The organism is Umezawaea sp. (genome assembly GCF_057122925.1).
Genome location: NZ_DBNGPQ010000014.1, coordinates 1 through 22,618 on the forward strand (window position 1 = coordinate 1; position 22,618 = coordinate 22,618).

At 72.5% G+C, this 22,618-nt stretch carries 21 protein-coding genes; 4 read left to right on the forward strand and 17 right to left on the reverse strand.

The features are described from left to right. Positions 1-560: hypothetical protein (locus AC156L_RS02195; protein ID WP_484406535.1), on the reverse strand; the 560-nt coding region annotated here is incomplete at its 3' end. A 221-nt stretch (positions 561-781) separates the two neighbouring features. Then, a complete protein-coding gene (locus tag AC156L_RS02200; RefSeq protein ID WP_330876720.1) occupies positions 782-1,375 on the reverse strand; it encodes a LysE/ArgO family amino acid transporter in 594 nt (197 codons plus the stop codon). Positions 1,376-1,444: 69 nt separating this feature from the next. Here AC156L_RS02200 and AC156L_RS02205 point away from each other — a divergent pair, with 69 nt between their 5' ends. Both AC156L_RS02205 and AC156L_RS02210 read left to right on the forward strand, forming a co-directional pair. Continuing rightward, on the forward strand, positions 1,445-2,332 hold the full coding sequence (locus tag AC156L_RS02205) for a LysR family transcriptional regulator ArgP (RefSeq protein WP_330876721.1): 888 nt from the start codon (positions 1,445-1,447) through the stop codon (positions 2,330-2,332). A 546-nt stretch (positions 2,333-2,878) separates the two neighbouring features. Then, positions 2,879-3,898, forward strand: a complete 1,020-nt coding sequence (locus tag AC156L_RS02210; protein WP_330876722.1) for an ABC transporter substrate-binding protein — start codon at positions 2,879-2,881, stop codon at positions 3,896-3,898. A 52-nt stretch (positions 3,899-3,950) separates the two neighbouring features. Here AC156L_RS02210 and AC156L_RS02215 read toward each other — a convergent pair whose 3' ends face one another. Then, complete coding sequence (locus AC156L_RS02215) at positions 3,951-4,394, reverse strand: DUF6069 family protein (protein WP_330876723.1); 444 nt, start codon at positions 4,392-4,394, stop codon at positions 3,951-3,953. A gap of 205 nt (positions 4,395-4,599) precedes the next feature. On the opposite strand from AC156L_RS02215, the gene AC156L_RS02220 reads away from it, so the two are divergent. Beyond that, positions 4,600-5,517: a LysR family transcriptional regulator gene (locus tag AC156L_RS02220; protein ID WP_330876724.1), complete on the forward strand. Its 918-nt coding sequence runs from the start codon at positions 4,600-4,602 to the stop codon at positions 5,515-5,517. A 168-nt stretch (positions 5,518-5,685) separates the two neighbouring features. On the opposite strand, the gene map is transcribed toward AC156L_RS02220, so the two are convergent. Beyond that, positions 5,686-6,471: a type I methionyl aminopeptidase gene (gene map, locus AC156L_RS02225; protein WP_330876725.1), complete on the reverse strand. Its 786-nt coding sequence runs from the start codon at positions 6,469-6,471 to the stop codon at positions 5,686-5,688. A 95-nt stretch (positions 6,472-6,566) separates the two neighbouring features. Between map and AC156L_RS02230 the strand changes: the two genes are divergently transcribed. Next, positions 6,567-6,833 (forward strand): helix-turn-helix transcriptional regulator, encoded by a 267-nt coding sequence (locus tag AC156L_RS02230; protein ID WP_330876726.1) that lies wholly within the window; start codon positions 6,567-6,569, stop codon positions 6,831-6,833. Between the two features lie 29 nt (positions 6,834-6,862). Here the strand turns inward: AC156L_RS02230 and AC156L_RS02235 are convergent, their stop codons facing one another. The 13 genes from AC156L_RS02235 to AC156L_RS02295 form a co-directional block, all read right to left on the reverse strand. Further along, the gene (locus tag AC156L_RS02235; RefSeq protein ID WP_484406537.1) at positions 6,863-8,347 is read right to left on the reverse strand and encodes a family 43 glycosylhydrolase; all 1,485 of its coding nucleotides are present in this window, start codon (positions 8,345-8,347) and stop codon (positions 6,863-6,865) included. Between the two features lie 44 nt (positions 8,348-8,391). Further along, a complete protein-coding gene (locus AC156L_RS02240) occupies positions 8,392-9,339 on the reverse strand; it encodes an arabinan endo-1,5-alpha-L-arabinosidase (protein ID WP_330876728.1) in 948 nt (315 codons plus the stop codon). A 618-nt stretch (positions 9,340-9,957) separates the two neighbouring features. Next, the gene (locus tag AC156L_RS02245; protein WP_330876729.1) at positions 9,958-10,965 is read right to left on the reverse strand and encodes an LLM class flavin-dependent oxidoreductase; all 1,008 of its coding nucleotides are present in this window, start codon (positions 10,963-10,965) and stop codon (positions 9,958-9,960) included. A 1-nt stretch (position 10,966) separates the two neighbouring features. After that, complete coding sequence (locus tag AC156L_RS02250; protein WP_330876730.1) at positions 10,967-12,103, reverse strand: nucleotidyltransferase family protein; 1,137 nt, start codon at positions 12,101-12,103, stop codon at positions 10,967-10,969. Continuing rightward, on the reverse strand, positions 12,100-12,918 hold the full coding sequence (locus tag AC156L_RS02255; protein ID WP_330876731.1) for a class-II aminoacyl-tRNA synthetase family protein: 819 nt from the start codon (positions 12,916-12,918) through the stop codon (positions 12,100-12,102). The genes AC156L_RS02250 and AC156L_RS02255 overlap by 4 nt, the downstream gene beginning before the upstream one ends. Next, on the reverse strand, positions 12,915-13,151 hold the full coding sequence (locus AC156L_RS02260) for a phosphopantetheine-binding protein (RefSeq protein WP_330876732.1): 237 nt from the start codon (positions 13,149-13,151) through the stop codon (positions 12,915-12,917). Before AC156L_RS02260 ends, AC156L_RS02255 begins: the two co-directional genes overlap by 4 nt. Positions 13,152-13,179: 28 nt before the next feature. Next, positions 13,180-15,363, reverse strand: a complete 2,184-nt coding sequence (locus AC156L_RS02265) for a peptidylprolyl isomerase (RefSeq protein ID WP_330876733.1) — start codon at positions 15,361-15,363, stop codon at positions 13,180-13,182. Then, the gene (locus AC156L_RS02270; protein WP_330876734.1) at positions 15,353-16,417 is read right to left on the reverse strand and encodes a hypothetical protein; all 1,065 of its coding nucleotides are present in this window, start codon (positions 16,415-16,417) and stop codon (positions 15,353-15,355) included. The genes AC156L_RS02265 and AC156L_RS02270 overlap by 11 nt, the downstream gene beginning before the upstream one ends. After that, positions 16,417-18,330 carry a RiPP maturation radical SAM C-methyltransferase gene (locus AC156L_RS02275; RefSeq protein ID WP_330876735.1) on the reverse strand — a complete coding sequence of 638 codons (1,914 nt, stop codon included), beginning with the start codon at positions 18,328-18,330 and terminating at the stop codon, positions 16,417-16,419. The genes AC156L_RS02270 and AC156L_RS02275 overlap by 1 nt, the downstream gene beginning before the upstream one ends. Positions 18,331-18,376: 46 nt before the next feature. Further along, on the reverse strand, positions 18,377-19,180 hold the full coding sequence (locus tag AC156L_RS02280; RefSeq protein ID WP_330876736.1) for an ABC transporter permease: 804 nt from the start codon (positions 19,178-19,180) through the stop codon (positions 18,377-18,379). After that, positions 19,167-19,964 carry an ABC transporter permease gene (locus AC156L_RS02285; RefSeq protein ID WP_330876737.1) on the reverse strand — a complete coding sequence of 266 codons (798 nt, stop codon included), beginning with the start codon at positions 19,962-19,964 and terminating at the stop codon, positions 19,167-19,169. The genes AC156L_RS02280 and AC156L_RS02285 overlap by 14 nt, the downstream gene beginning before the upstream one ends. Then, complete coding sequence (locus AC156L_RS02290) at positions 19,961-20,935, reverse strand: ABC transporter ATP-binding protein (RefSeq protein WP_330876738.1); 975 nt, start codon at positions 20,933-20,935, stop codon at positions 19,961-19,963. Before AC156L_RS02290 ends, AC156L_RS02285 begins: the two co-directional genes overlap by 4 nt. After that, entirely contained in the window at positions 20,932-22,617 is a 1,686-nt protein-coding gene (locus AC156L_RS02295) for a putative PEP-binding protein (protein WP_330876739.1), read from the reverse strand. The genes AC156L_RS02290 and AC156L_RS02295 overlap by 4 nt, the downstream gene beginning before the upstream one ends. Position 22,618: the final 1 nt, after the last annotated feature.

Consider the following 22,618-nt stretch of genomic DNA (forward strand, 5'->3'; position numbering starts at 1 on the left):
ACCAGCACGACCGGCTGGTTCGCGGGCACGACCAGCCTCACGTGGCCGAGCACGGCGGTGGCCTCCACGACCAGGTCGCTCTTCTGAGGTGCGTCGAAGGTGATCAGGTTGGCCCGCACCTGGCCGACGATCGCCCGTGGGCGGAGCACACCCGCCGGTGCCCGGTCCAGGTCTACCCGGCCGGAGGTGAAGACGCGCGTCCAGGACGGGCCGGGGCCGATCAGGAGCAGCAGGGTGGTCCCGGCCAGCGTGACGACGATCGGGACGACCACCTCCAGCGTCGTCAGGGCGTCCTGGCGGACCGCCAGGGCGATCCCGCCGACCAGCGCGATCAGTCCCGGTGCCAGCAGGAACTCCGACGGGACCAGTGCTCGGACCACGTTCAGCACGGCCAGGCCGAGGAGCAGGAAGGGCCACCAGCGGTCGAGGAACCTCCAGGCCGCGCTCAGCCGGGACGCCGGATCACCGATCAGGAACGCGGCACCGACGACCATGACCACACCCAGCCACGTGCGGGTGCGGAGGTCCCGTGCCGACTCGGCGGAGGACTTCGCGCTCACCGCACGAGGGTATGCCCGACCCGTCCGACAGGGGACTGCCACCTCGACCTCCGATCAGACCCGAACCACGCGCCCCACCCGACAGCCCGGCCCGACAGCCCAGTCCAAGGCCCGGCTCAGGTTCCAGGCCAGCCCGGCTACCCGGCCTCCAGCCCAATCCATCGATCGACGTGAACGGGGGGATGGGGTGGGGTGGGCGTCCACTGTGGAGCGGGGCGGGGTCAGCCGAGCGCGAGCGACACGCCGATGGCGGTCATGACGGCGGCGATCGTGCCGTCCACGAACCGCCACGCGGCCGGGCGGGACAGGACCGGCGCGAGCCTGCGCGCCCCGAGACCCAGGCCGGTGAACCACACGACGCTCGCCGTGGCCGCCCCCAGGCCGAACACCCACCGGTTCGGGTCCGCGTGGGCCACCGCTCCCAGCAGCAGGACCGTGTCCAGGTACACGTGCGGGTTGAGGAACGTCATCGCCAGGCACGCCAGCAGGGTCGCGCGCAGCGTGGCGGGCGGCAGGTCCAGCGGGGTGAGGGCGTTCGGGCGGACCGCGCGGCGGGCCGCGAGCAGGGCGTAGCCGAGGAGGAACGCGGCGCCGCCCCAGCGCACCGCCGTCAGCGCGGCGGGCACGGAGGTCAGCGCGGCGCCGAGACCCGCGATGCCCGCGGCCATCAGCGCCGCGTCGGCGACCACGCAGGTGACCACCACGGGGAGCACGTGCTCGCGGCGCAGGCCTTGGCGCAGCACGAACGCGTTCTGCGCCCCGATGGCGACGATGAGAGCGGAGCAGAAGCCGAAACCGGCGAGAGCGGAACCCATGCCGGTGACGCTAGGAGCGCGGCCCGCCACACTCCAGCTAAAGATCCTTCACCACCGTTAGACTGCCTCATGTCACTCGACCCGGTGCAGCTCGCGACGTTCCAGGCGGTCGTGGAGCACGGCAGCTTCGACGCCGCCGCGCGGGTGCTGCACGTGACGCCGTCCGCGGTGAGCCAGCGCATCAAGGCGTTGGAGCAGGTCGTCGGCCAGGTGCTGGTGCGCCGCACGCGGCCGTGCGAACCGACCGACGCGGGCAGGCCGCTGGTGCGGCTCGGCGGTCAGGTCGCGCTGCTCGAACGGGAGGCGCTCGCCGACGCCCGCGGCGCGCTGGTCGGGCAGGCCCGCACCCGCGTGGCCGTCGTCGTCAACGCGGACTCCCTCGCGGGCTGGTTCCTGCCGGTGCTGGCCGAACTGCCCGACGTGGTGTTCGAACTGCACACCGACGACGAGGGGCACACCGCCGAACTGCTGCGCGCGGGCGCGGTGATGGGCGCGGTCACCTCGGAGCGGATCGCCGTCCAGGGCTGCCGGGTCACGCGGCTGGGCGCGATGCGCTACCTCGCGGTCGCCTCACCCGGCCTCGCCGAGCGGTGGTTCGCCGACCGCGACCCCGCCGAGGCGTTCGCCGTCGCGCCGGTGATCTGCTTCAACCGCAAGGACGTCATCCAGCGGCGGTTCACCCGCTCGATGACCCGCCGCGACGTGGACCCGCCCACGCACTTCGTGCCCGCGGCGGGGAGCTTCACCGAGGCGATCCGGCTCGGTCTCGGCTGGGGCCTGGTGCCCGAGGGCGTCGCCCGGCCGGACCTCGCGGACGGCGTGCTGGTCGATCTCGCCCCCGGCCGCCACCTCGACGTGCCGCTGCACTGGCAGTGCTGGCGGCTGGAGTCGACGGTCCTGTCGGCGCTGACCGCCGCGGTCGGGAAGGCCGCCGCGGGCGCCCTGCGCCGGGCGTGACCCGCGGGGTGCTCCTCGGGGCGTCCCGATCGGGTTCCACGCGCCCGCGCTCCATTGTGGAGTCGGTCGATCACCACGCGTCACCACCGCCACGGTGACCGCCGATCAGCGTCGTCACCAGCGGAAACGAATTCGTGGAATTGCCGGTCCATTTATTTTCGAGGCCTGGTTGAATTGGCTGCCCACTATTTCACGTGGGCCGCTCGGCGGGGGTGAAGGGCTTTCCGTTCGGTGAAACTTTGCTCGCCCGGCGTGCTGGTGCTGTGGTCTCCGGGCGGCGGCACGCCAGTATCGAACCAGTTCAGAGGCCTTCCGCGGTTCTCATAGTGGATCTTCCGCCGTTCGTAAAGATGCTCTTCCGTTGAGTGGAAGGGTGTGTCGAGTCAATTCGGGTTTTCATTCCCCGCTTTGCCCGTATCGCTTTCTGTGCCACCATGTGGACCCGCCGTCACGCCATCGGATGCGGATGACGAATCGAATGGAAGCCTGAGGATCCGTCGGTTTCCCGTCGGTCGTCGCGTCCACGCACATCGGGAGTTCCTGCACATGATCTGTCGAAGCGGCCACCCCGCGCGGACCCTCACCGGGCTCCTGGGCGCCGTCGTGCTGCTCGTCGCCACGTCGGGCTGCGGACTGCTCGGCGGCTCCGGGGCCGCACCGGGCGCGGCGGCGCACGGGGCACCGGAGAAGCCCAAGATCAAGATCGGGCTGCTGCCCATCGTGGACGTCGCGTCGGTGCACATCGCGATCGAGAAGGGCTACTTCCGCGAGGAGGGCATCGAGGTCGAGCCGGTCATCGTCCAGGGCGGCGCCGCGGCGATCCCCGCGCTCATCGCGGGCGACCTCGACGTCACGTTCGGCAACTGGGTGTCGTTCTTCGCCGCCCAGGCCAAGGACGCGGCCAAGAGCGCGGACGGGCTCAAGCTCATCGCGGACGGCTACCAGGCCAAGCCGGGCATGTTCATGATCCTCGGCAAGGCCGACTCGGGCATCAGGTCCCCCAGGGACCTGGAGGGCAGGACGATCGCCCTCAACACCTTCAACAACATCGCGGAACTGACCGCGAAGGCCACGCTGGAGGGCAACGACGTCGACCTGAAGTCGGTGACGTTCAAGGAGATGCCCATGCCCGACATGGAGGCCGCGATCGAGAGCGGCGCGGTCGACGCGGGCTTCATGAGCGAGCCGTTCATCACCAGGGCCCAGCGCAACGCGGGCCAGATCCCGTACCTGGACGCGGCCTCCGGCCCGACCGACGGCATCCCGATCGCCGGGTACGGCACGACGGGCGCGTTCGCCCGGCAGAACCCGAACACCGTCGCCGCGTTCCAGCGCGCCATGCTCAAGGGCCAGCGGGACGCGGCCGACCACGCCACCGTGCAGGCGCTGCTGGTGGACTACGCCAAGGTCGACCGGGACACCGCCACGCTCGTCCACTTCGGCGAGTACCCCACGTCGCTCGACCTCAGCAGGCTCCAGCGGGTCTCGAACCTCATGAGGACCTACGGCCTGCTCCAGAACGACTTCGACGTCAAGCCGATGCTGGTCAGCGGTCCGACCGGTTGAGACGGAGGGGACCGGGCCACTCGGCGGGGTGGCCCGGTCGGTCCGTCCGGCCTCAGGCCTCCGCGAGCGGCAGCGGCAGCACCTTGGCGAGCGTCGGCACGGTGATCGCGGCGACGGCGAGGTGCATGGCGACCAGGGCCAGTGCGTTGAGGAGGGGCACGCCCGTCATCAGGATCCCGAAGTCCGGCACGAGCGAGAGGAGCACCGCGGCGGGCACGAGGTACCGCAGGACGGCGCGCGGGTTGTCGGCGTGGCGGCGGACGAGGAACCAGGCCAGCGCGCCGAGCAGGATGCCGACGACCGTCAGCGACGCGTACTCCTGGAGTTCCAAGCCCATCCGGGTCCCGCCGGGTGGCAGGGCCGAACTCGCGATCGTGGCGATCACGGAGTTGACCGCGACGCTGGCCAGCGCGGCGAGCACGACGCCGCCGACGACGGTGCCCGCGTCGAACGCGGGCCGCAGCGGCCGGGGCGTGGTGTCGGTGGTCTTGGTCATCGGTGATGTCCCTCCGAGGTCAGGGGAACCGGGGTGCGCGCGACCAGTCCACTGTGGATTGCGGTTGGTCGGTTGCCAGGATATGTCGGGATCGCGGGCACCAGAACCGGTCAATTCCGCATGGATCTCATCGACCGGTTCGATAGTTGGCCTGAGCTGCGGTGTTGCCTTGCCACCCCCGGTGGGGCGGAGGACAATCGCGGCGGTGGCCACGGACTGGGGCAGGCTGGACCTGAACCTGCTGATCCCGCTGAACGCTCTGCTGCTGGAGCGCAACGTGACGAAGGCGGCGGACCGGCTCGTGATGGGCCAGCCCGCCATGAGCGCGGTCCTGGCCAAGCTGCGGCGCCACTTCAACGACCCGCTGCTCGTCCGCGACGGTCGCGCGATGGTGCTCACGCCGTTCGCGGAGTCGCTGCTCCAGCCGGTGCAGACCGCGCTGGTCGCGGCCCGCGAGGTGCTCAGCTCGGGGCGGTCGTTCACCCCGGCCACCGATCAGCGCACGTTCACCCTGATGGCCAGCGACTACGTGGCGGACGTCCTCGTCCTGCCCGCGCTGCGCGGCCTGTCGGCCGACGCGCCGGGGGTGCGGGTCACCGTGGTCTCGCTGCGCGCGGAGATGGTCGAACTGCTCCGGACCGGGTGGTGCGACGTGCTGTTCTGGCCGTTGCAGCTCCAGACGCCCGAGCTGCTGAACTTCCCGCACGCCACGCTGTTCGGCGACGAGTTCGTCGCCGTGGCCGACCGGGACAACCGCGCGGTGCTCGGGCCGCTGACCGCCGAGGACCTGGGGAGCACCCGCGCGGTCCAGGTCAGCGGCGTGGCGGGGCAGCGGGTGGTGTCCGAGGTGAGGCTGAACGAGCAGGGCGTGACCCAGCCGAGGCCGCTCACCGTGGACTCCTTCACCCTGGCCCTCCAGGCGGTCGCGGGATCGGACCTGATCACACTCGCCCCGCGCCGCCTGGTCGAGCGGCTCGGCCCGGCGCTCGGCCTGCGCGAGGTGCCGCTGGCGATCGAGCCCCCTCGGCTGACGATGGCGATGTTCTGGCACCCGCGCAACATGCTCGCCCCGGCCCAGCAGTGGGTGCGCGAGCGGCTGGCGGAGGTGGCCTCCCGGCTGTGAACCGGGGCCGGGCCGGTGGGCGGGGACGCCCGCCGGGCAGCCGCGGGTCCACCAGCACGACGTCCGGGCGCGGGGACCGGGCCGGCCGCACCGCCTCGACCCCGTCGGTGGCCCCGCCGCCCCTCCGAACGGCTGGTCGGTCCGGCCGATCGGGGGAGGGGGGAGCGGCTACCGCGCGGACGCCACCACGGTCGAGGCCGTCAGCACGAGCGGTTCGCCGTCGGTGACGGCGATCGTGTGCTCGCTGTGCGCGGTGCGGGACCCGTCGGCGGAGCGGATGGTCCACCCGTCGGGGTCGTAGACGATCTTGTCGGTGGTGCGGGCGAACCACGGCTCGATCGCCAGGGTCAGGCCGGGGCGCAGCTTGAGCCCGCGGCCGGCGCGCCCGGTGTTGGACACGTGCGGGTCCTCGTGCATGGTCCGCCCGATGCCGTGGCCGCCGAACTCGGTGTTGACCGGGTACCCGTAGTCGGCCGCGACCCCGCCGATCGCCGCGGAGATGTCGCCGAGGCGGTTGCCCGGCAGCGCGACCGCGATGCCCGCGGCCAGCGCGCGTTCGGTGGCCTCGACGAGGCGCAGGTCCTCGGCGCGCGGGGTGCCCACGACGACGCTGCGCGCCGAGTCGGCGGCCCACCCGTCGATGGACACCGCGATGTCCAGGGTCAGCAGGTCGCCGTCGAGCAGCGTGTAGTCGTGCGGCAGGCCGTGCAGCACCGCGTCGTTCACCGACAGGCAGATGACGTTGCGGAACGGGCCCCGGCCGAAGGACGGCGAGTAGTCCCAGTAGCAGGACTGGGCTCCCCGCTCCGCGATCAGGTCGCGGGCGCGGTGCTCCAGGTCGAGCAGGTTCACCCCCGGACGGGCCCGCTGGGCGACGTCGTCGAGCAGTTGGGCGACGAACGCGCCGGTCACACCCATCGCCGCGATCTCCTGCGGCGTCTTCAGCTCCAGCACCGAGAACTCCTCCTGACGTACCGACGTTCGGTATTAAAATACCACCCTAGCGAATCCGTCGGTATTTTCATACCGGGGACCGGTAGGCTGTCCCCGTGGTACGTCTCCCGTTGACCTCGGAACAGCTCGCCGCGGGCAGGCGCCTCGGCGCGTCCCTGCGCCAGGCGCGGGGCTCCCGCACGCTCGCCGACGTGGCGCAGGCGTCGGGCATCTCGCCCGAGACCCTGCGCAAGATCGAGACCGGCCGGATGGCGACCCCGGCGTTCACCACGGTCGCGGCGCTGGCCCGCACCCTCGCCGTGCCCATCGACGACCTCGCCCAGATCTGCCTGGCGCACACCGACCTGGAGCAGACCGGCTAGTGCCGGGCCGCTCCAGGTCGGTGCGGTGATCAGGCCGCGGGCTCACCCGAGGGCGCGGGCATCGGGGTGCCCAGGCGGACGGGGGTGCCGAAGTTCGGTGTGCCGTCGGCGTTCCAGGTGAACCTCTGCGCCCGCGTGGAGCGGTTCATGTCGCAGCCGCCGCTCGCCGAGTCGTTGGCGTGGTAGACGATCCAGTCCTCCGTGCCGTCCGGTGACGTGAAGAACCCGTTGTGGCCGGGGGCGTACACGCCGTTGGCGTCGTTGCGCTGGAACACCGGGTTCGGCGACTTCGTCCAGTGCGCGCGGTTCAGCGGGTCGGTGCCGGTCAGCGTCAGCAGGCCCAGCTTGTAGTCCGGGCCCCAGCACGCGCTGGCCGAGTACACGATCATCGTCTTCCCGTTGCGGTACAGCGGTTCCGCGCCCTCGTTCACGGGAGCGGTCTGGCGTTCCCAGGCCAGCGTGGGCTGGCTGATGGTGCGCCTGCTGCCGCTGATCGTGTACGGGTTGCTCAACGGCGTGATGGTGAGGCTCTGCGTGCCGTCCATCGCGCTGCCCATCAGGTACAGCTTCCCGTTGTGCCGCAGGATGCTGGGGTCCAGCTCCCAGGTGGTGCCCAGGTCGGCCTTGAACGAGTACGGGCCCATCGGGTCCGTGCCGGAGGATTCGAGCACGTGCAACCGCTGGGTGGGGTTGTAGTCCGGCACGTCCTGGCCCGCGACGTAGTACAGGTACCAGCGGCCGTTGATCAGGTGGAACTCCGGTGCCCACATGTTGCAGCACCCGTTGGGGCGCCCGGACAGGCTGAACACCGTCTGGTCGGCCGCCGTCGACAACCCGGCCAGCGTGCGGGACCTGCGCATCGTGATCGTCGAGTTCCACGTCGTCGTGGCCAGGTGGTAGTAGCCGTCGTGGAACTGGAGCCACGGGTCGGGGCCGTTGCGCTTGATCGGGTTCGTGACCGTGCCCGCGCCGAGCTTCACCGGCAGCCACTGCTGGTTCGCCCCGTCCAGGTCGGGCCACTGCACCACCCGCGCGCCGTCGGCGGTGGACCACTCGTAGGTCTCGACCGCCTTGCCGCTGCCCCGGTTGAGCAGCCGCACGTACCCGCCCGCGGAGTCGGCCAGCCGGAACTGCTGGCCCGCGGAGTTGGCGTCTGCCCACTGGACGACGTCGGCCGCGTCGGCCGTCGAACCGCCGGAGATCTGGAGGACCTTGCCGCTGTGCCGCGACCTCAGCCGGTAGTAGCCGCCGCCGGAGTCGACGAACTGCCACTGCTGCCACGCGCCGTCGTTGCGGGTGTACTGCGAGATCCGGGCGCCGTCACCGGTCGCCAGGTCGTAGACGTCCAGCGCCTTGCCGCTGTGGCGGTTGACCAGGACGTAGGAGGCGTTCGTGTCCACCACCGCCGCCGACGCGGCGGGCGGCAGGGCCGAGGTGATCCCGCCCAGCAGCGCGGCGGTGGTGGCGAGGATGAGGGCGGCCCGTCGTCGACGGACGGCGTTGATCGGTGTCACGGTGTTCTCCCTGCGACGCTGCACGGGTGTCGTGGTCGGGTGGGTCAGTGGACGTAGGGCCAGCCGGAGGAGTCGATCGCGAGCAGGTTGATGCCCAGCAGCGACGCGCCGTTGTCGGCGTAGTAGTGGTAGACGAGGACGTCGCCGTCGTTGTCCGCCAGCACGTCCTGGTGCCCGGTCCCGTGGACGCCGCCCTGCCCGGCGAGCACCTCGGTGCCGCCGCCTGAGGTCAGGGCGACGCCGTTGCGGTCCACGTACGGCCCGGTGACGCTGGTGGAGCGGCCGACCATGACGCGGTAGGTGCTCGACGCCCCCTGGCAGCACAGGTCGAACGACACGAACAGGTAGTAGTAGGAGCCGCGCTTGACGATGTTCGGCGCCTCGATCGCACCGCCGCCGCGGCCCGCGAGGGAGCGGATCGTGCTGTCCGACCGCAGGCCGGTGGACGGGTTGAGCGCGATCATCTTGATGCCGGACCAGAACGAGCCGAAGCTGAGCCACCAGCGGCCCTGGTCGTCCACCACCAGGTCGGGATCGATGGCGTTGACGTTGTCCGACGTCCGCGTCTCGACCACCAGGCCGCGGTGGGTCCACGTGCCGGAGTTCCCGCTGGGGCTGGTCGCGAGGAAGATCGCCGACCGGTTCGAACCGAACGTCGAGGCCGAGTAGTACAGGTAGTACTGGCCGTTGCGGTAGGACAGGTCCGGCGCCCACAGGTTGCGGCTGCCGCCGGTGTAGGCGTTCGTCCACGACGCGCCGCCGGGGAACACCGAACCCGCGTTGCGGAAGGCGACGCGGTCGGTGGAGGTCTTGAGCGCGATGTCGTTCCCGGTGTGGGCCACCAGGTAGGTGCCGTCGGGGCGCTTGACCGCGCTGGGGTCGTGCACGCCGATGTCGCCGGTCACCCGGCCGGGCGCGGGGTAGGCGGACGCGGGGGTCGCCGTCGCGACGGTCAGCGCGAGCGCGGCCGCCACCACCAGGGCGCGTTTCATCGAATGGACCACGGTGTCCTCGATCTCCTCGTAGGGGGAGCGGCGGCGTGCGCACCCGCTGGCCAGGACTACTGGGAGCGTGACCGGAACGATAGTGGGGTGGATCGGATTGGACAAGGTTCTCTGTTATCGCTAACAGAGGTGGGAATGTCGAACGAGTCGATCGAATTCCTTTTGGTACTGGGGATAGCTGCTCGAACCTGTCGATCCTGGACGTTCGGAGGCGGTGGTGTTGATCGTTTCTGTTATCGCTAACAATTGGGCGAGGGGGCGATTGGGCTGCGAGTGCGGCGCGGGGTGGGGCTGGGTGTGGAGTGAGCGAGTGCGACGCGGGGTGGGGTTGGGTGTCAAGTCGGGTCAGCGCGGCGTGGGGTGGTGCGGGCTGGCTGGCGAAGCGGGCCAGCACGGCGCGCAAGGTGGGATTGGGCGTCGAGTTGGCCCGGCCCGGTGCGGTGCGGAGTGGGCCCCGGTGTCGAATCGGGCCGGGTGTCGAATCGGGTCGGTGCGGCGGGCCGGGTGTCGAGTTGGGTCGGTGCGGCGGCGGGGGGTGGAGATGCGTGAGTGCGGCGTGGGGTGAGCTGGGTGTCGAGTCGGGCGGTGCGGCTCGGGCAGTGGGAGTCAGGTGTCCACCCGGGCCAGCACCGCGCGGGCGTGGTGGAAGTCGGCCTCGGTGTCGACCCTGGTCAGCAGGAGCTTCGTGACGCCCAGCGCGACGTACCGCCGCAGGTACTCCGCCACCCGGTCGTAGCTGCCGACCAGCAGGGGCGCCGCCGTCCGGCCGGTGCTGTAGAGGCCGGTCCAGTAGACGTCGTCGTGGACGTCCGCCTCCGCCGCCAGCGTGGCCAGCCGTCGGTTCCAGTCCGACTCGGACTCGCGCTTGAGCAGCGTCCTGAGCCTCGCGGCCCGGTTCACCCGGTGGCCGTCCAGCGCGGCGGCCCACGCCTCCTCCGCCGTGGGCCGCGCCACCAGTCCGACGCGGATGCCCATCTCCAGCCCGCGATCACCGCGCGCGGCGGCGAAGCTCTCGGCGAACCGGTCCACCGGCTCGGGGTGGGTGATCGTCACGTGGCCGACCTGGTCCACGAGGACCCGGTTGGCCTTGGACGAGCCGGGGACGAAGATCCGCGGCCTGAGGTGCTCGGGCAGCTCCGCGTTGACCCGGAGGCCGCGGAACCGGTAGTGCTCGCCGTTCCAGGTGAGCGGCTCGTCCGAGCTGAGCAGCCGGTGCAGCACGGCCACGTACTCGGCGGCCCGCGCGTAGCGCCCGTCGTGGTCCAGAGGGTCGCCGACCTGGTCCAGCTCCTCCGGCGCCGCACCGGTGATGACGTTGAGGTCGACGCGGCGGCGGTAGAGCGACGTGAGGCTGCTGATCGTCTTCGCCGCGGTGAACGGCGGCAGGGCGTACGGCTGGAGCGCGACCAGCGGCACGAGGGTGGAGGTGTGCTGGAGCAGCAGCCCGGCCACCGTCCACGGGTCCAGCACCACGTGGTCGTAGAACACCAGCAGGCCGGTGAAGCCGTGGCGCTCGGCGCGCTCGGCGAGGCCGGTCAGGTGGGGGCGGAAGTCGTGGGTGGGCGGCAGCCACGGGACCGTGGCCGTGCCGATCACCTCCAGGCGCTCGCCCACGTCAGCCCGTCGGGATGGAGGAGGCGCCGGGCAGCTCCGTCCACCGGTCGGGGTCGAACAGCCGGTCGAGGAAACCCCTCTTCCACCGCGTGGGCCGGCCCTCCAGCTCGCCGTACTCGTCGAGGTAGCCGAGGTCGTCCGGCTCCAGCCTCGCCAGCAGGTCGGCGGGAACGGCGTCCGGGTAGAGCAGACCGGTGTGGTGCAGCGCGAAGAACAGCTCCCGCCGGGCGCCGAGGTCGTCGGCGTAGCCGGGCAGCCGGTCCAGGTCGGCTGGCGCCGTGACGCGGATCGACTCCTTCACGTCGAGGAAGCGCTGGAGGGTGAGGTCCCTGCTCTGGGTGATGCTGAGGTAGCTGGTCGCCTCCTTGTACAGGTGCAGGCACAGGTCCAGCAGCTGGTCCAGCGGGCTCAGCACGAACGACGGCTCGCCGCAGACCACCGCGGGCCGGGCGCGGTCGAGCACCACGCCGACCTCGACCCCGCCGGCCGACCGCTTCTGGAACAGGTCGAAGCAGAGGTCCACCTCGAACCACCGGACCTCCGGCTCGGTCGTCGTCCTCAGGAACGGCAGCGCGTTGTTCAGGTGCACGGCCCAGAACAGCTTCGTCTTCCGCTCGTGGGGGATCACGCGGGTGCCGTTGGCCGACGGAACCCCCTGCGCGTAGCCGAGTTCGGTCAGCACCTCGCCCGCCGCGTCCAGCGACTCCCGCTCCACCAGGACGTCGAGGTCGCTCATCCGCCGGATGCCGGGATCGTCGTAGACCAGGGCGCACAGCGACGGTCCCTTCCGGACCGCGTACCGCACGCCGCGCTCGTTCAGCGCCAGCAGGATGCGGCCGAACTCGGCGAAGAGGCTCCGGTTGCGCCGGGCGTTCGCCTCGTAGGCGGCCGAGTAGATCCACGGGTGCGGCAGCACCGACCGGTTCCTGGGCAGGTGGCGGCCGAGGTTCCGCCCGATCGCGCAGATCACCTGCTGGGTCAGGGCCTGGTCGAGGAAGTACGGCCAGTCGGCCAACACCCCGGCGTCGGACCACTGCCGGACGGCGTGGTCGCTCGCGGCGTCCCAGCGCGGCGCGGACAGGGCGAGCAGGAGCCGGGCCTCGGGCCGCAGCCCGGTCGCTCGAACCGCGGATGTCATCGGGGCGCCTCCAGGTCGAGGGTCTTGCGGACGCGGTCCGGCCAGCGGCCCGTCTCCTCGCCGTGGCGGTGCAGCAGGGCGAGCGCGAGCCGTTCGTAGCCGAACGCGAGGCACGCGGTGTGCGCGACCGCGCCGTCCGGGCCGGTGATGGCGAACAGCCTGCCGAACTGGTCGGTGTGGTAGTTGCCGGAGGCGACGGCCTGCCGCTGCCCCGGCGCGACCTCCGCGCACAGCTCGACCTTCAGCTCCCGCTCCACCTGGAGCTTGCGCAGCAACCGGTTGCCCCGGCCGAAGAACGGGTCGCTGGCCACCTCGCTCGTGGTCTCCAGACCCAGCTCGGCGAGCAGGTCCCGCGCGGCGGCCAGGCGGTCGTCGCGCCAGGCGAGGCACCGCTCGGCGGTGTCGAGCCGGACGAACTCCCGCATCCGGAACGACCGCAGCCGCCCCGGTTCGGCGTGGGCCTCCTGCCGGAAGCACGTCGCCTCGACGCTCACCTCGGTCGGGCCGTGCAGGCGTTCCCCCGCGTGCACGGGGTAGACGCAGTAGCAGCCCGCGGGCAGCAGCACGAGGTCGGACTCGGCGAGCGCCCCGCCGTCGGTCCTGGCGAACACGCGGCCGAGCAGGTGGGGGAACGACTCGTGGTAGCCGACCTCCTCGATGGTCTGGCGGGCGATCACCGGGGGCGTGCGCAGCCGCGGCACGTCGGGGGCCGCGAGCGTCGACAGCGCCGACGCGAGGCCGTGCACGACCGCCTCGAAGCCCCCGGTGGACAGGTGGACGCCCGCGGCGGGGGTGGGGACCAGTGCGGGCTTCACCGCGCGACGCTCCCGGTCAGGTCCCGGACGGAGCGCACGATGCTGTAGATCGACGCGAACGTGGAGTGCCTCAGCTCGCTGTCCGGGAACTCGAAGCCGAAGGTGGACTCCAGCGCCAGCATCACCTCGACGCTGGCCGCGGACGTCATGCCCATCAGCCACAGGCTGTCGTGGATCCCGATGGCCCGCACGGCGTTCCCGAGCCCGGAGTGCTGCCGGAGGATCGTCCTCACCTGTGCTTCCACAATCCCTCCCCAGGGGTCACGCGGTCGGGGTGGCGGTCACCGTCACGGATTCGACGACCACCGGGTCCGGGGAGTCCGCGATGGCCAGCACGACCCGTCGGCCCTCCTCGGTGAGCACCTCGCCGAAGCCCGCGTAGGACCCCTCCAGGTGCGGGGCAGGCGCGACCGTGATGAAGAACTGCGAGCCCGTGCTGGTCGAGCCGGGCCCCGCGCGGTTGGCCATCGCCACCCGGAACGGCCGGTCGAACACCGGGCCAGGGCAGATCTCCTCGAACCAGCGGTAGCCCGCGCTGCCCTCGCCGGTGCCGAGCCGGTCGCCGCCGTGGACGAGGAACCCCGGCACCCGCCGGTGGAACGGGGTGCCGTCGTAGAAGCCGCCCTCGCCCGGCTTCCCGGTCGCCGGGTCGCGCCACGGCCTCGTGCCCGTGGCCAGCCCGACGAAGTTGTCCACGGTGTAGGGCGCCCGGTCGGGCCAGAGCCGCAGGTCGATGTCGCCCGCCGTGGTGTGCAGGGTCGCCAGCACCGACCGGTAGGTGGTCAGCGTCTCCGGGATCGGCGAGCGCACGCGCATCTTCCGCACGGTGACCGGACCGGCCAGCAGCGGGTCGGCCACGGGGTCGAACTCGGCGGGCTCGGCGCGGTTGCCGCAGCCCAGCATCCCCGGCCGGGCGTGGCGCAGGCTCAGGTCGAACCAGCCCGAGCGCTCGTCCTCCGGTGCCGGGCCCTCGCCGCGGTGGTGCCGGAACAGCGTCCGCACGGCGGCCGACGCGTGCCGCGCCAGCAGTTCCACGTCGGTCCTGGCCTGCGCGTCGAGCACGGTCGGCACGTCCTGCACGTCGTAGAACTTGTCGAAGACCGAACCGTTGTTGTGCTCCAGCGTGAAGCACTGGTCGACGAACACCAGGTCCGGCAGTTCACCGCTGACGTAGCGGGTCATCATCTCCGCGATCGGGCGCCAGGCCGCGCCGCCGAACTCGATCCCCGGCCCGGCGAAGGCCCGCCGGGCGAGGTCGAGCGCGCGGGCGTGGCCGAGTTCGGTGCGCAGGTGCGGCCAGAGGACGCGGCTGTCGCCCTCGCCGAGCCCGCGGAGGAAGTCGGCCAGGTCCGGCTCGCACCGCTCCAGCGGCACCCGGCTGAAGTGGCCGAGTTCGCTGCCGATGGCGACGTCCAGGTGCCCGGCCAGGTCGGAGCACAGCTGGGGGAGCCACCGCGCCAGCCGGACGCCCGCGTCCCTGTCGCCCGCCGCCGACATCCACTCCAGCAGGTAGAAGTCCGCCGCGAGGCTGGACGGGTCGACGTGGTCGACGAACCAGCGCGGGCTGACCGACCCCAGGTCGCGGGCCATGTCCGCCAGGGCCTCGTCGCGGTCGCGGTCGCCGAGCAGGTAGCGGGTCCAGTGCCGCTCGGCGACCGCGAAGAGCCTGGGGTAGCGCCACTGCGAGCCCAGCACGTCGAAGCAGGGCCGGTGCTCCGGCCGCGCCGCGCGCACGAGGTGGCCCGCCAGCACCTCGATGAGGATCTTGGTCAGCAGCAGCCGCAGCCTCCGCTGGTACGGCGCCGTGCCGGGCAGCCGCCGCGCCAGCTCGACCGAGAGGTTGGCCGGGTCGTCCCTTGTCTCCATCAGGTGCGCCCACCCCAGGAGCGTGAGCACGCTGTCGGCCAGCGTCGTGCCCCGGAAGCGGTTGCAGTCGACGTGCAGGCCGGTCAGCGAACCCCCGTCGGACAGGTAGCCGACGGCGGGCGTGTGCGGCGCGAACGGCACCAGGTGCAGGTCCAGCACCCGAGTGGTCGGCGGCGTCCCGAGCGCCTCGCACAGCGGCGGCAGGTACTGCTCGGGCACGAGGATCGAGTCGAGTTCGGCGGCGGCGCGCTCCCGCACCGCGTCGTAGCGGGCGATGATCGGCGCCAGCACCGGCTCGGCGGCGGTCATCGCCGTCGCGATCAGTTCCGCGCCGGGCACGAGCCGCTCGTCGTCGACGAGCGCCACCAGCTTCGCCGGGTCGGGCGCGGCGGCGACCGCGGCCGGGATGTTGTTGCGCACCACCGGTGCCCAGGACGCGAACCCGTCCCAGAACGCCGCCACCTCCGGGCTCGTGGGGCGGGGGAGCAGCATGGCCTCGAACGAGAAGCGGTCGTGCAGCTCCCGCTGCACGGCGAGGAAGAGGTCCAGCGTGGCGCTCCGGGCGTGGTCAATCCTCAAGGTGCGCTCCAATGATCAGGGCCGCGTCCTCCAGCTCGCGCAGGACGGCGCGGCACCGCGTGCCGGTGACACCGCTCCAGGGCTCGGCGAGCGGCCCCAGCGCCGCCGCCCTGCCCGCGACCCGGTCCACCGGAGCGCCGTTGCACAGTCCCCAGACCAGCAGCGCTTCCGGTGGTGCCCGGAACAGCCGTGCGCCCGGCCCGACGATCACCGTCGCCGCGTCGGACGCGCACGGCACGAAGAACGCGGCCCGCCGCAGCGGACCGCCCTCGTCCACCCACCCCGGCCAGTGGTGCAGCGGCACGTCCCACCACCCGAGGGTCATGGCGGCGACCAGGCAGGTCTGGACGAAGGAGGCGAGGTCGGCGAAGAGGTCCGGGTCGCCCGGTTCCGGCGCGGCGTGGTGCACGAGCCGCCGGTACCGGGCGAGCGGGAACGACGCGGGCGCGCTGCGGGCGAGCTGGTGCCACACCCACTTCTCGCCGTGGTGCAGGTCGCCGCACGCCGCGGCCACCGCCTTCCCCGCGGCCAGCAGCGCCCGGTGGCCCGCCGTGGACGCCGCGTCCAGGTCGAGCCGGTCGGTCGAGCCCCGCAGGCCCGCGACGTCCTCGACGGCGGAGTACGCCGTGCGCGCCCAGCCGCTGATCACCCTGCGCCGCAACGGCAGCGGACGGGAGGCCAGCCGCTCCCGCAGCGCCGCGAGCCCACCGGTGTCGGTGACGACGTCCGCGGTGAGCAGCCGCACGGCCAGCGCCACGTCGGCGTCGGGCACCCGGCCGCGCGCCGGGGCCGGGTAGTCGGCCACGACGCCGTCGACCAGGTCGTCCAGCCGCTCGGTGGCGAGCGTCTGGACGTCGACCCGGACCCCGTCGGCGAACAGCTGCCGCCGCGACTCGCGCATCCCCGGCCCGGCCAGGTACACGTCGAGGTCGCTCGACCCGCTGCCGAGCCCCACCGCGGTGCCGCCCGCCACGAACGCGGCGTCCGCGCCCTCGGCCGTGGCCAACCGGGTGGCCACCTCCCTCCCGAGGGCGGACAGGTGCGCGCCCGCCATCACCACCCCGGGTTCTCGGGGAGGGCGAGACCGAGGTACTTCCCCTCGTCGGAGATCATGATCCCCGCCTGGCAGCACCCGTCGAGGAACGTCCTGACCCGCTCGACCCCCACGTCGTGACCGCGCCCTGCCACGACCTCCCGCACCTTGGCGGGGGTGTGGGCGGTGTCGCCGCACGCGTCGTAGGCCTCGGCCCGCCAGTCGGTCAGCACGAGGCGGCGCGGCTCCTCGGACCGCTTGTCGACGATCGTGAGCCTCCCCGGCAGCCGCTGCACGACCAGGCTGGCCCTGGCGGCCGAGCGCTCCTCCCAGACCTCGATGGCGGCGTTCACCGTCTTCACCGTGGTGTCGGAGATGCCGGTCGCCTCGTAGTCGAAGAAGTAGGCGATCTTCGCGTGGTCCAGGTCGGCGGGGTAGATGTGCCGGTAGCACTCCTGCGGCCGCTTGTTCCTGATGTCGAAGGACTCGTCGGTGTAGTACGGGCTGAATCGTTCGAGCCAGATCTTCCGGCAGCCCGACGGCGGTTCCAGGTGGTGGAGCAGGGGGATCAGCCGGAGCTGCTCGGCGTAGTCCTCCTCGGTCTCGCCGGGGAAGCCCGCGAGCAGGTTCCACGAGACGTGCACGCCGTAGTACCGCGCCCACTTGAGCAGGCGGACGTTGATGAGCACGCTGGAACCCTTGCGCATCAGGCGGAGCACGTTGGTGCTCAGGCTCTCGATGCCGGGCTGGACGCGCATGATGCCCGCCAGGTGCATGATCCTCAGCTGCTCGCGGGTGAGGTTCGCCTTGACCTCGAAGAACATGTTGACGTCCCAGTGGCGTTCCGCCAGCTCGGCGCAGAACGACGTCAGGTACTTCATGTCGAGGATGTTGTCCACGGCGTCCACGTGCACGATCTGGTACTCGCGCAGCAGCGCGGCCAGCTCGTCGACCGCGCGCGGCCCCGACTTCGCCCGGAACGCCATGTTGAGCGCGTTCAGCCCGCAGAACGTGCAGTGGTGCTTCTGCCCCCACCAGCACCCGCGCGAGAACTCGACCGGCAGCCGGATCTGGTCCTCCGGCAGGACGTTGAGGCGGCCGAACCTGTTCAGCGCGTCGAAGTAGTCCTTGTACTCCGGCATCGGGAGGTCGTCGAGCGCGGCGGGTCCCAGCCGGTCGTTCGTCGTGGGCTCGGACGGGTGGCCGTGGCGGTGCACGTTCGGCAGCCGGACCTCGCGCCCGTCCGCGATGGCGTCGAGGATCGCCGGGAACGCGACGTCGCCCTCGCCGACCACGACGTAGTCGAGCCACGGCAGCTTCCGCGCGTACTCCAGCCCCATCTCGCTGTCGAAGTTCGCGCCGCCGTAGACCAGGGAGATGCCGGGGTGCGTCTCCTTCAGCGCCTTGCCCAGGGCGAGCGCCGCGGTGTTCTGGAGGAACGTCGAGGTGAACCCGACGACGTCGTAGTCCGCCCACTCCGGCCGCGCCGCGCAGTCGGCGATCCACCGCGGCAGCCGTTCGCGCTGCGTCCTGATCAGGTCGTCCCGGTCGCCGCCGGTCCACTCCGCCCAGTCCGACTCGACCTCGGGGTAGGTGGCCAGGTAGTCCGCGAGCGGCAGCACCTCCCCGAACGCGGCGTGGGAGAACAGCCACTCGCCGAGGAAGTAGTCCCGCATCGCGTCCATCATGGCGATCTTCTCGTAGCCGGGGCCGCCGAGGAACGCCGCGAACTCGATGTTGAGGTAGTGGGTGTCGCAGTCGTGCCCGGCCTTCCTGGTGACCGCCTGGAGCAGTCCGCACTGGATGGACGGGGCGTTGACGCGCGCCCAGGGCATGTTCACCAGCGCGACGCGCAGCCGCCGGGCAGGCGGGGTCACCGGCGCGGACGACGCCGCCGGGCGCGACGGGAGGAGCGGGATGTCGGTGCGGGTCATCAGATCCCCCAGTTCGTCGGTACGGCCGCGGAGGTCGTGGGGTCGGCTAGGCGAAGTCGTCGTGCCCGTGTCTGGACGCCCGGCGGGTCTGCACGCCGACGGCGAGCACGCCGAGCACGGCCGACGCGAGGCAGATCGCCAGTTCCAGCAGGGCTTCGGTGAGCCACGGGCGGCCGTCCAGCCCGGCGCGGACGGCGGCCAGCCCGTGGCCCACCGGCAGCACCGAGCCGACCGCGTCGATCCATCCGACCTGGCCGGGCGGCAGGAACGCGCCGCAGCACAGCATCGTCAGGTAGCCCAGGATGTTCGGGGCCAGCACGTCGGCGCGCTTGGCGATCGTCGCCGTCGCGGCGGCGATGCCGAGCAGGGCGTACCCGCACGCCATCAGCGCGAACACCGGCAGCCACGGCAGCAGCCGCACGGCGAGGTCCCCCATGCCCAGGACGGCCGCCGCGATGGCGGCCTCGGCCAGGAAGAGGGCGAACCCGACGGCCAGGTACGGCACCGCGCGGGCGTACAGCACGACGGCGACGGGCACGTCACCGGTGCGGATCCGCCAGAACGTCGAGAAGTACTTGTCCCCGAAGGGAACGTTGATCACGTTGACCGTGTTCGTCGTGGTCAGCGCGAGCACCAGGCCGCCGACGAACGCGAACTGCCGGTGGTCCTCCCCCGCGACCACACCGCCGAGCACGGTGAAGAACACGATCTGGAGCACGCCCTTGGGCAGGGTGGCGAAGATCGACGCCGCGGGCGGGAGGGTCGCGCGGAACTCGCGCCCACCGAGCCGGGCCGCCTCCGCGGCCCGCCACAGCGCCGTGCTCACCGGGACCCGGTCACGCGTGGTCAAGGGAACCCCGCTGCCGCGCCTTGTCGATGGACCAGCGGTAGGTGTGCCGGGCGAGGACGCCGTAGGCGGCGGTCAGCACCACGGCGACGACCAGCGGGGTGGCCGTGGGTCCGCGCCCGGCCGCTGCGGAGAGGAACTCGTTGATCCAGCGCAGGCTCAGCAGCTGCGGGACCCAGCGCAGCCACACCGGCAGGAAGTCCTGGGGGATCAGCAGTCCGCCCAGCACGAACACCGGGTACATCAGCGCGCCGGACCAGACCAGCCCGTTGCGGGTCAGCAGGAACAGGCAGGACAGCAGCGCGCCGAGCGTGGTGGCGGAGACGACGACCACCACCAGGCCCACCAGCAGCCAGAGGGGGTGGGCCAGGGCGACCGGCAGCCGCAGGGCGAGCACGGTGACGACCGTCGCGGCCAGGATCGTGCCGACGCCGTACAGCGTCGCGCCGAGGCTCTTGCCGAACAGCACCACCGTGGGCGACTCGACGCCGCACACGCAGCGGGCCAGCGTCCCGTAGGTGCGCTCGCGGCGCAGCACCCCGCCGCTGGTCCAGACCGTCGACCCCCACAGCGCCGTGAGCATCACCGAGGTGACGATCTCCGTGGCGCGGCTGGGGGACGGGCGCTGGGTCTCGACCGCGATGACCAGCAGCACGACGGGCAGGAACCCGGCGTTGACCAGCAGCAGCGGGTTGCCGCGCATACCGCGCTGCTCGGTGCGCGCGGCGGTGCAGAACGTCCACGCGGCCCCGCGCAGGCGCTCACCCGGTGCCGACGGCCCGGTCACGGGCGCACCCGGCCGTTCGCGGCGAGCTGCGCCGCGACGTGGGAGTAGACGTCCTCCAGCCGCAGCGGCGCGACGTCCACGCCGAGGATGGTGGCGCCGCCCAGCGCGGCCCCCAGGTCGCCGAACGACTCGACGCTCCAGTCGCGCACGCGCAGCCGCAGCGTCCACAGCCCGTCGGCGCCGCTGAGGTCGTCCACCTCGAACCGCGCCGCCCCGCCCCCGTCCAGCGCGGGCGGCGACCCGGTGCCTCGGACCGTGACGACCGCGGTGTAGCCCGCGAGCTTCGCGAACTCGGCGACCTCGACGTCCGCCGCCACCTCGCCGTCGGCCAGGATGACGACCCGGTCGGCGAGCCGCTCGATGTCGAGCAGCAGGTGGCTGGTCAGCAGCACCGAGGTGCCTCGGCTCCTGAGCACGGCGACGTCCTGGCGCAGCCGCTCCGCCTCGACGGGGTCCAGGCCCACGGTCGGCTCGTCCAGGAGCAGCACCGGCGGCCGGTTGATCATCCCGATGGCCAGGTGCAGCCGCTGGCGCATCCCCTTGGAGTAGGTCTCCACGGCGCGGTCCGCGACCTCCGCGAGCCCGACGTGGTCCAGCGCCTCGGCCAGCCGCTCCGCGAGCCCGCGCCTGCCGACACCCGCGAGCACCGCGAAGAACCGCAGGTTCTCCCGGCCGCTCAGCTTGGCGTAGAGCCCGCGTTCCCCGCCCAGGACGACACCGGTCATCCGGCGGACCTCCCGCAGGTCCGAGGTGACGTCGTGGCCGAACACGCGGGCCGTCCCGCTGGTCGGCAGCAGGAGGGTCGCGAGGATCTTCGTCAACGTCGTCTTGCCCGCGCCGTTGCTGCCCAGCAGACCGACGATCTCGCCCTGCCCGACCCGCAGGCTCACGTCGTTCAGCGCGACGACGTCGCCGCCGCGCACCTTGAACGTGCGGCCGAGGCCCTCGACCTCGATCGCCGCCGTGCTCACCGGACCCCCTCCCCGCCGCTCGGCAGCCCGTGCCGCGCGGCCAGGAGCCGCGCGAGCGGGACCCTGGGGGCCGCGCAGGAGATGTGGTCGACCCCGACCTCGGCGAGGAACCGCACCGCCGAGGACTCCGCGGCCTGCTCGCCGCACACGCCGATCCGGATGTCGGGGCGCACCGCGCGCGCGTCGCGCACCACCTGCCGGATCACCGCCCCGACGCCGTCGAGGTCGAGCCGCTCGAACGGAGAGTGCTCCACCAGGCCGAGGTCGCGGTAGGCGGGCAGCAGGTGCCGGTCGGCGTCGTCGCGGGACAGGCCCCACACCAGCGCCGTCAGGTCGTTGGTCCCCAGCGACAGGGCGTCGACCCGTTCGGCCAGCCGCCCGGCGAGCAGCGCCGCGCGCGGCGTCTCGACCATCGCGCCTATCGTGATCGACAGCTCCCGCGCCGAGGTGCCCGCGTGCGCGCAGACGTCGGTCAGCAGGTCCCGCACCACGTCCACCTCGTCGGGCGTGCTCACCATCGGCACCAGCAGTTCCGGCCGGGGGTCGTGCCCGGACCGCCGGACCGCCAGCACGGCGTCCACGAGCGCCTGGACCTGCGCGACGGTCAGCGCGGGCACGAGGATCCCGAGCCGCACCCCGCGCACGCCGAGCATCGGGTTGTGCTCGCGCAGCCTGGACAGCACCGACCGCACACCGGGATCGGTGGTGGACGCCGGGTCGGGCAGGAACTCGTGCCGCGGCGGGTCGAGCAGCCGGACCGCCACGTCCAGGCCGTCCATCGTCGTGAACAGGTCGGTGAACTCCGACCGCAGCACGTCGCGCACGTCGGCGAGGCCCTCGGTCAGCTCCGGTCCGGGACGGGCGATCAGCACGCGTTCGAGCAGGGCGCGCCGCTCGCCGAGGAACAGGTGCTCGACCCGGCACAGCCCGACGCCGGTCGCGCCGAGCACCCGGCCCAGCGCCGCCGCGCCGGCCGAATCGGCGTTGACCTTCACGGCCAGGCCCGGCAGGTCGGCGAGCACGTGGTCGAGCCAGCCGAGGAGTTCGGCGTCGCCGTGCCCGCCCACGAGCGGTTCGGCGGGACGGCCGCGGTACACCGTGCCGGTGGACCCGTCGACGGTCACCACGTCACCCGGCACGAGGACGTCGCCCCGCGCGCCGCGGAGGCGTTCCGCGTCGTCCAGGACGACGCCGTCCACGAGGCCCGCGACGGCCGGGCGGCCCAGTGCGCGCGCGACGACGGCGGAGTGGGTGGTCTGCCCGCCCCGCTCGGTGACGACGGCCGCGGCCGCGAGCAGCCCCGGCAGGTCGTCCGGGCTCGACTCGGGGAGCACCAGGACGGGGTCGAGGCCGTTCGCCCGCGCGGCGACGGCGGCCTCCGCGCTGAACACCAGGCCACCGCAGGCGGTTCCCGGTGACACGCCGAACCCGTGCACCACGGCCTCCAGGCCGCTGGTGTCCGCGGTCGGCGTGAGCGCGCGTTCCAGTTCGTTCGGGTCGACGGCCGCCACGGCCTCGGCCGACCCGAGTTCGCCTCGGGCGTGGCGGGCGGCGACGGCTTCCACGGATGCCTTGCCGCGCAGTGGAACCGGCGGGGTTCGTACCCCGAAGTCCTCGCCGGTCCCCACTACCTCGTGGGCGACCGAGACCGGGTTCGTGAGCGGTCGGGATCGATCGCTCATC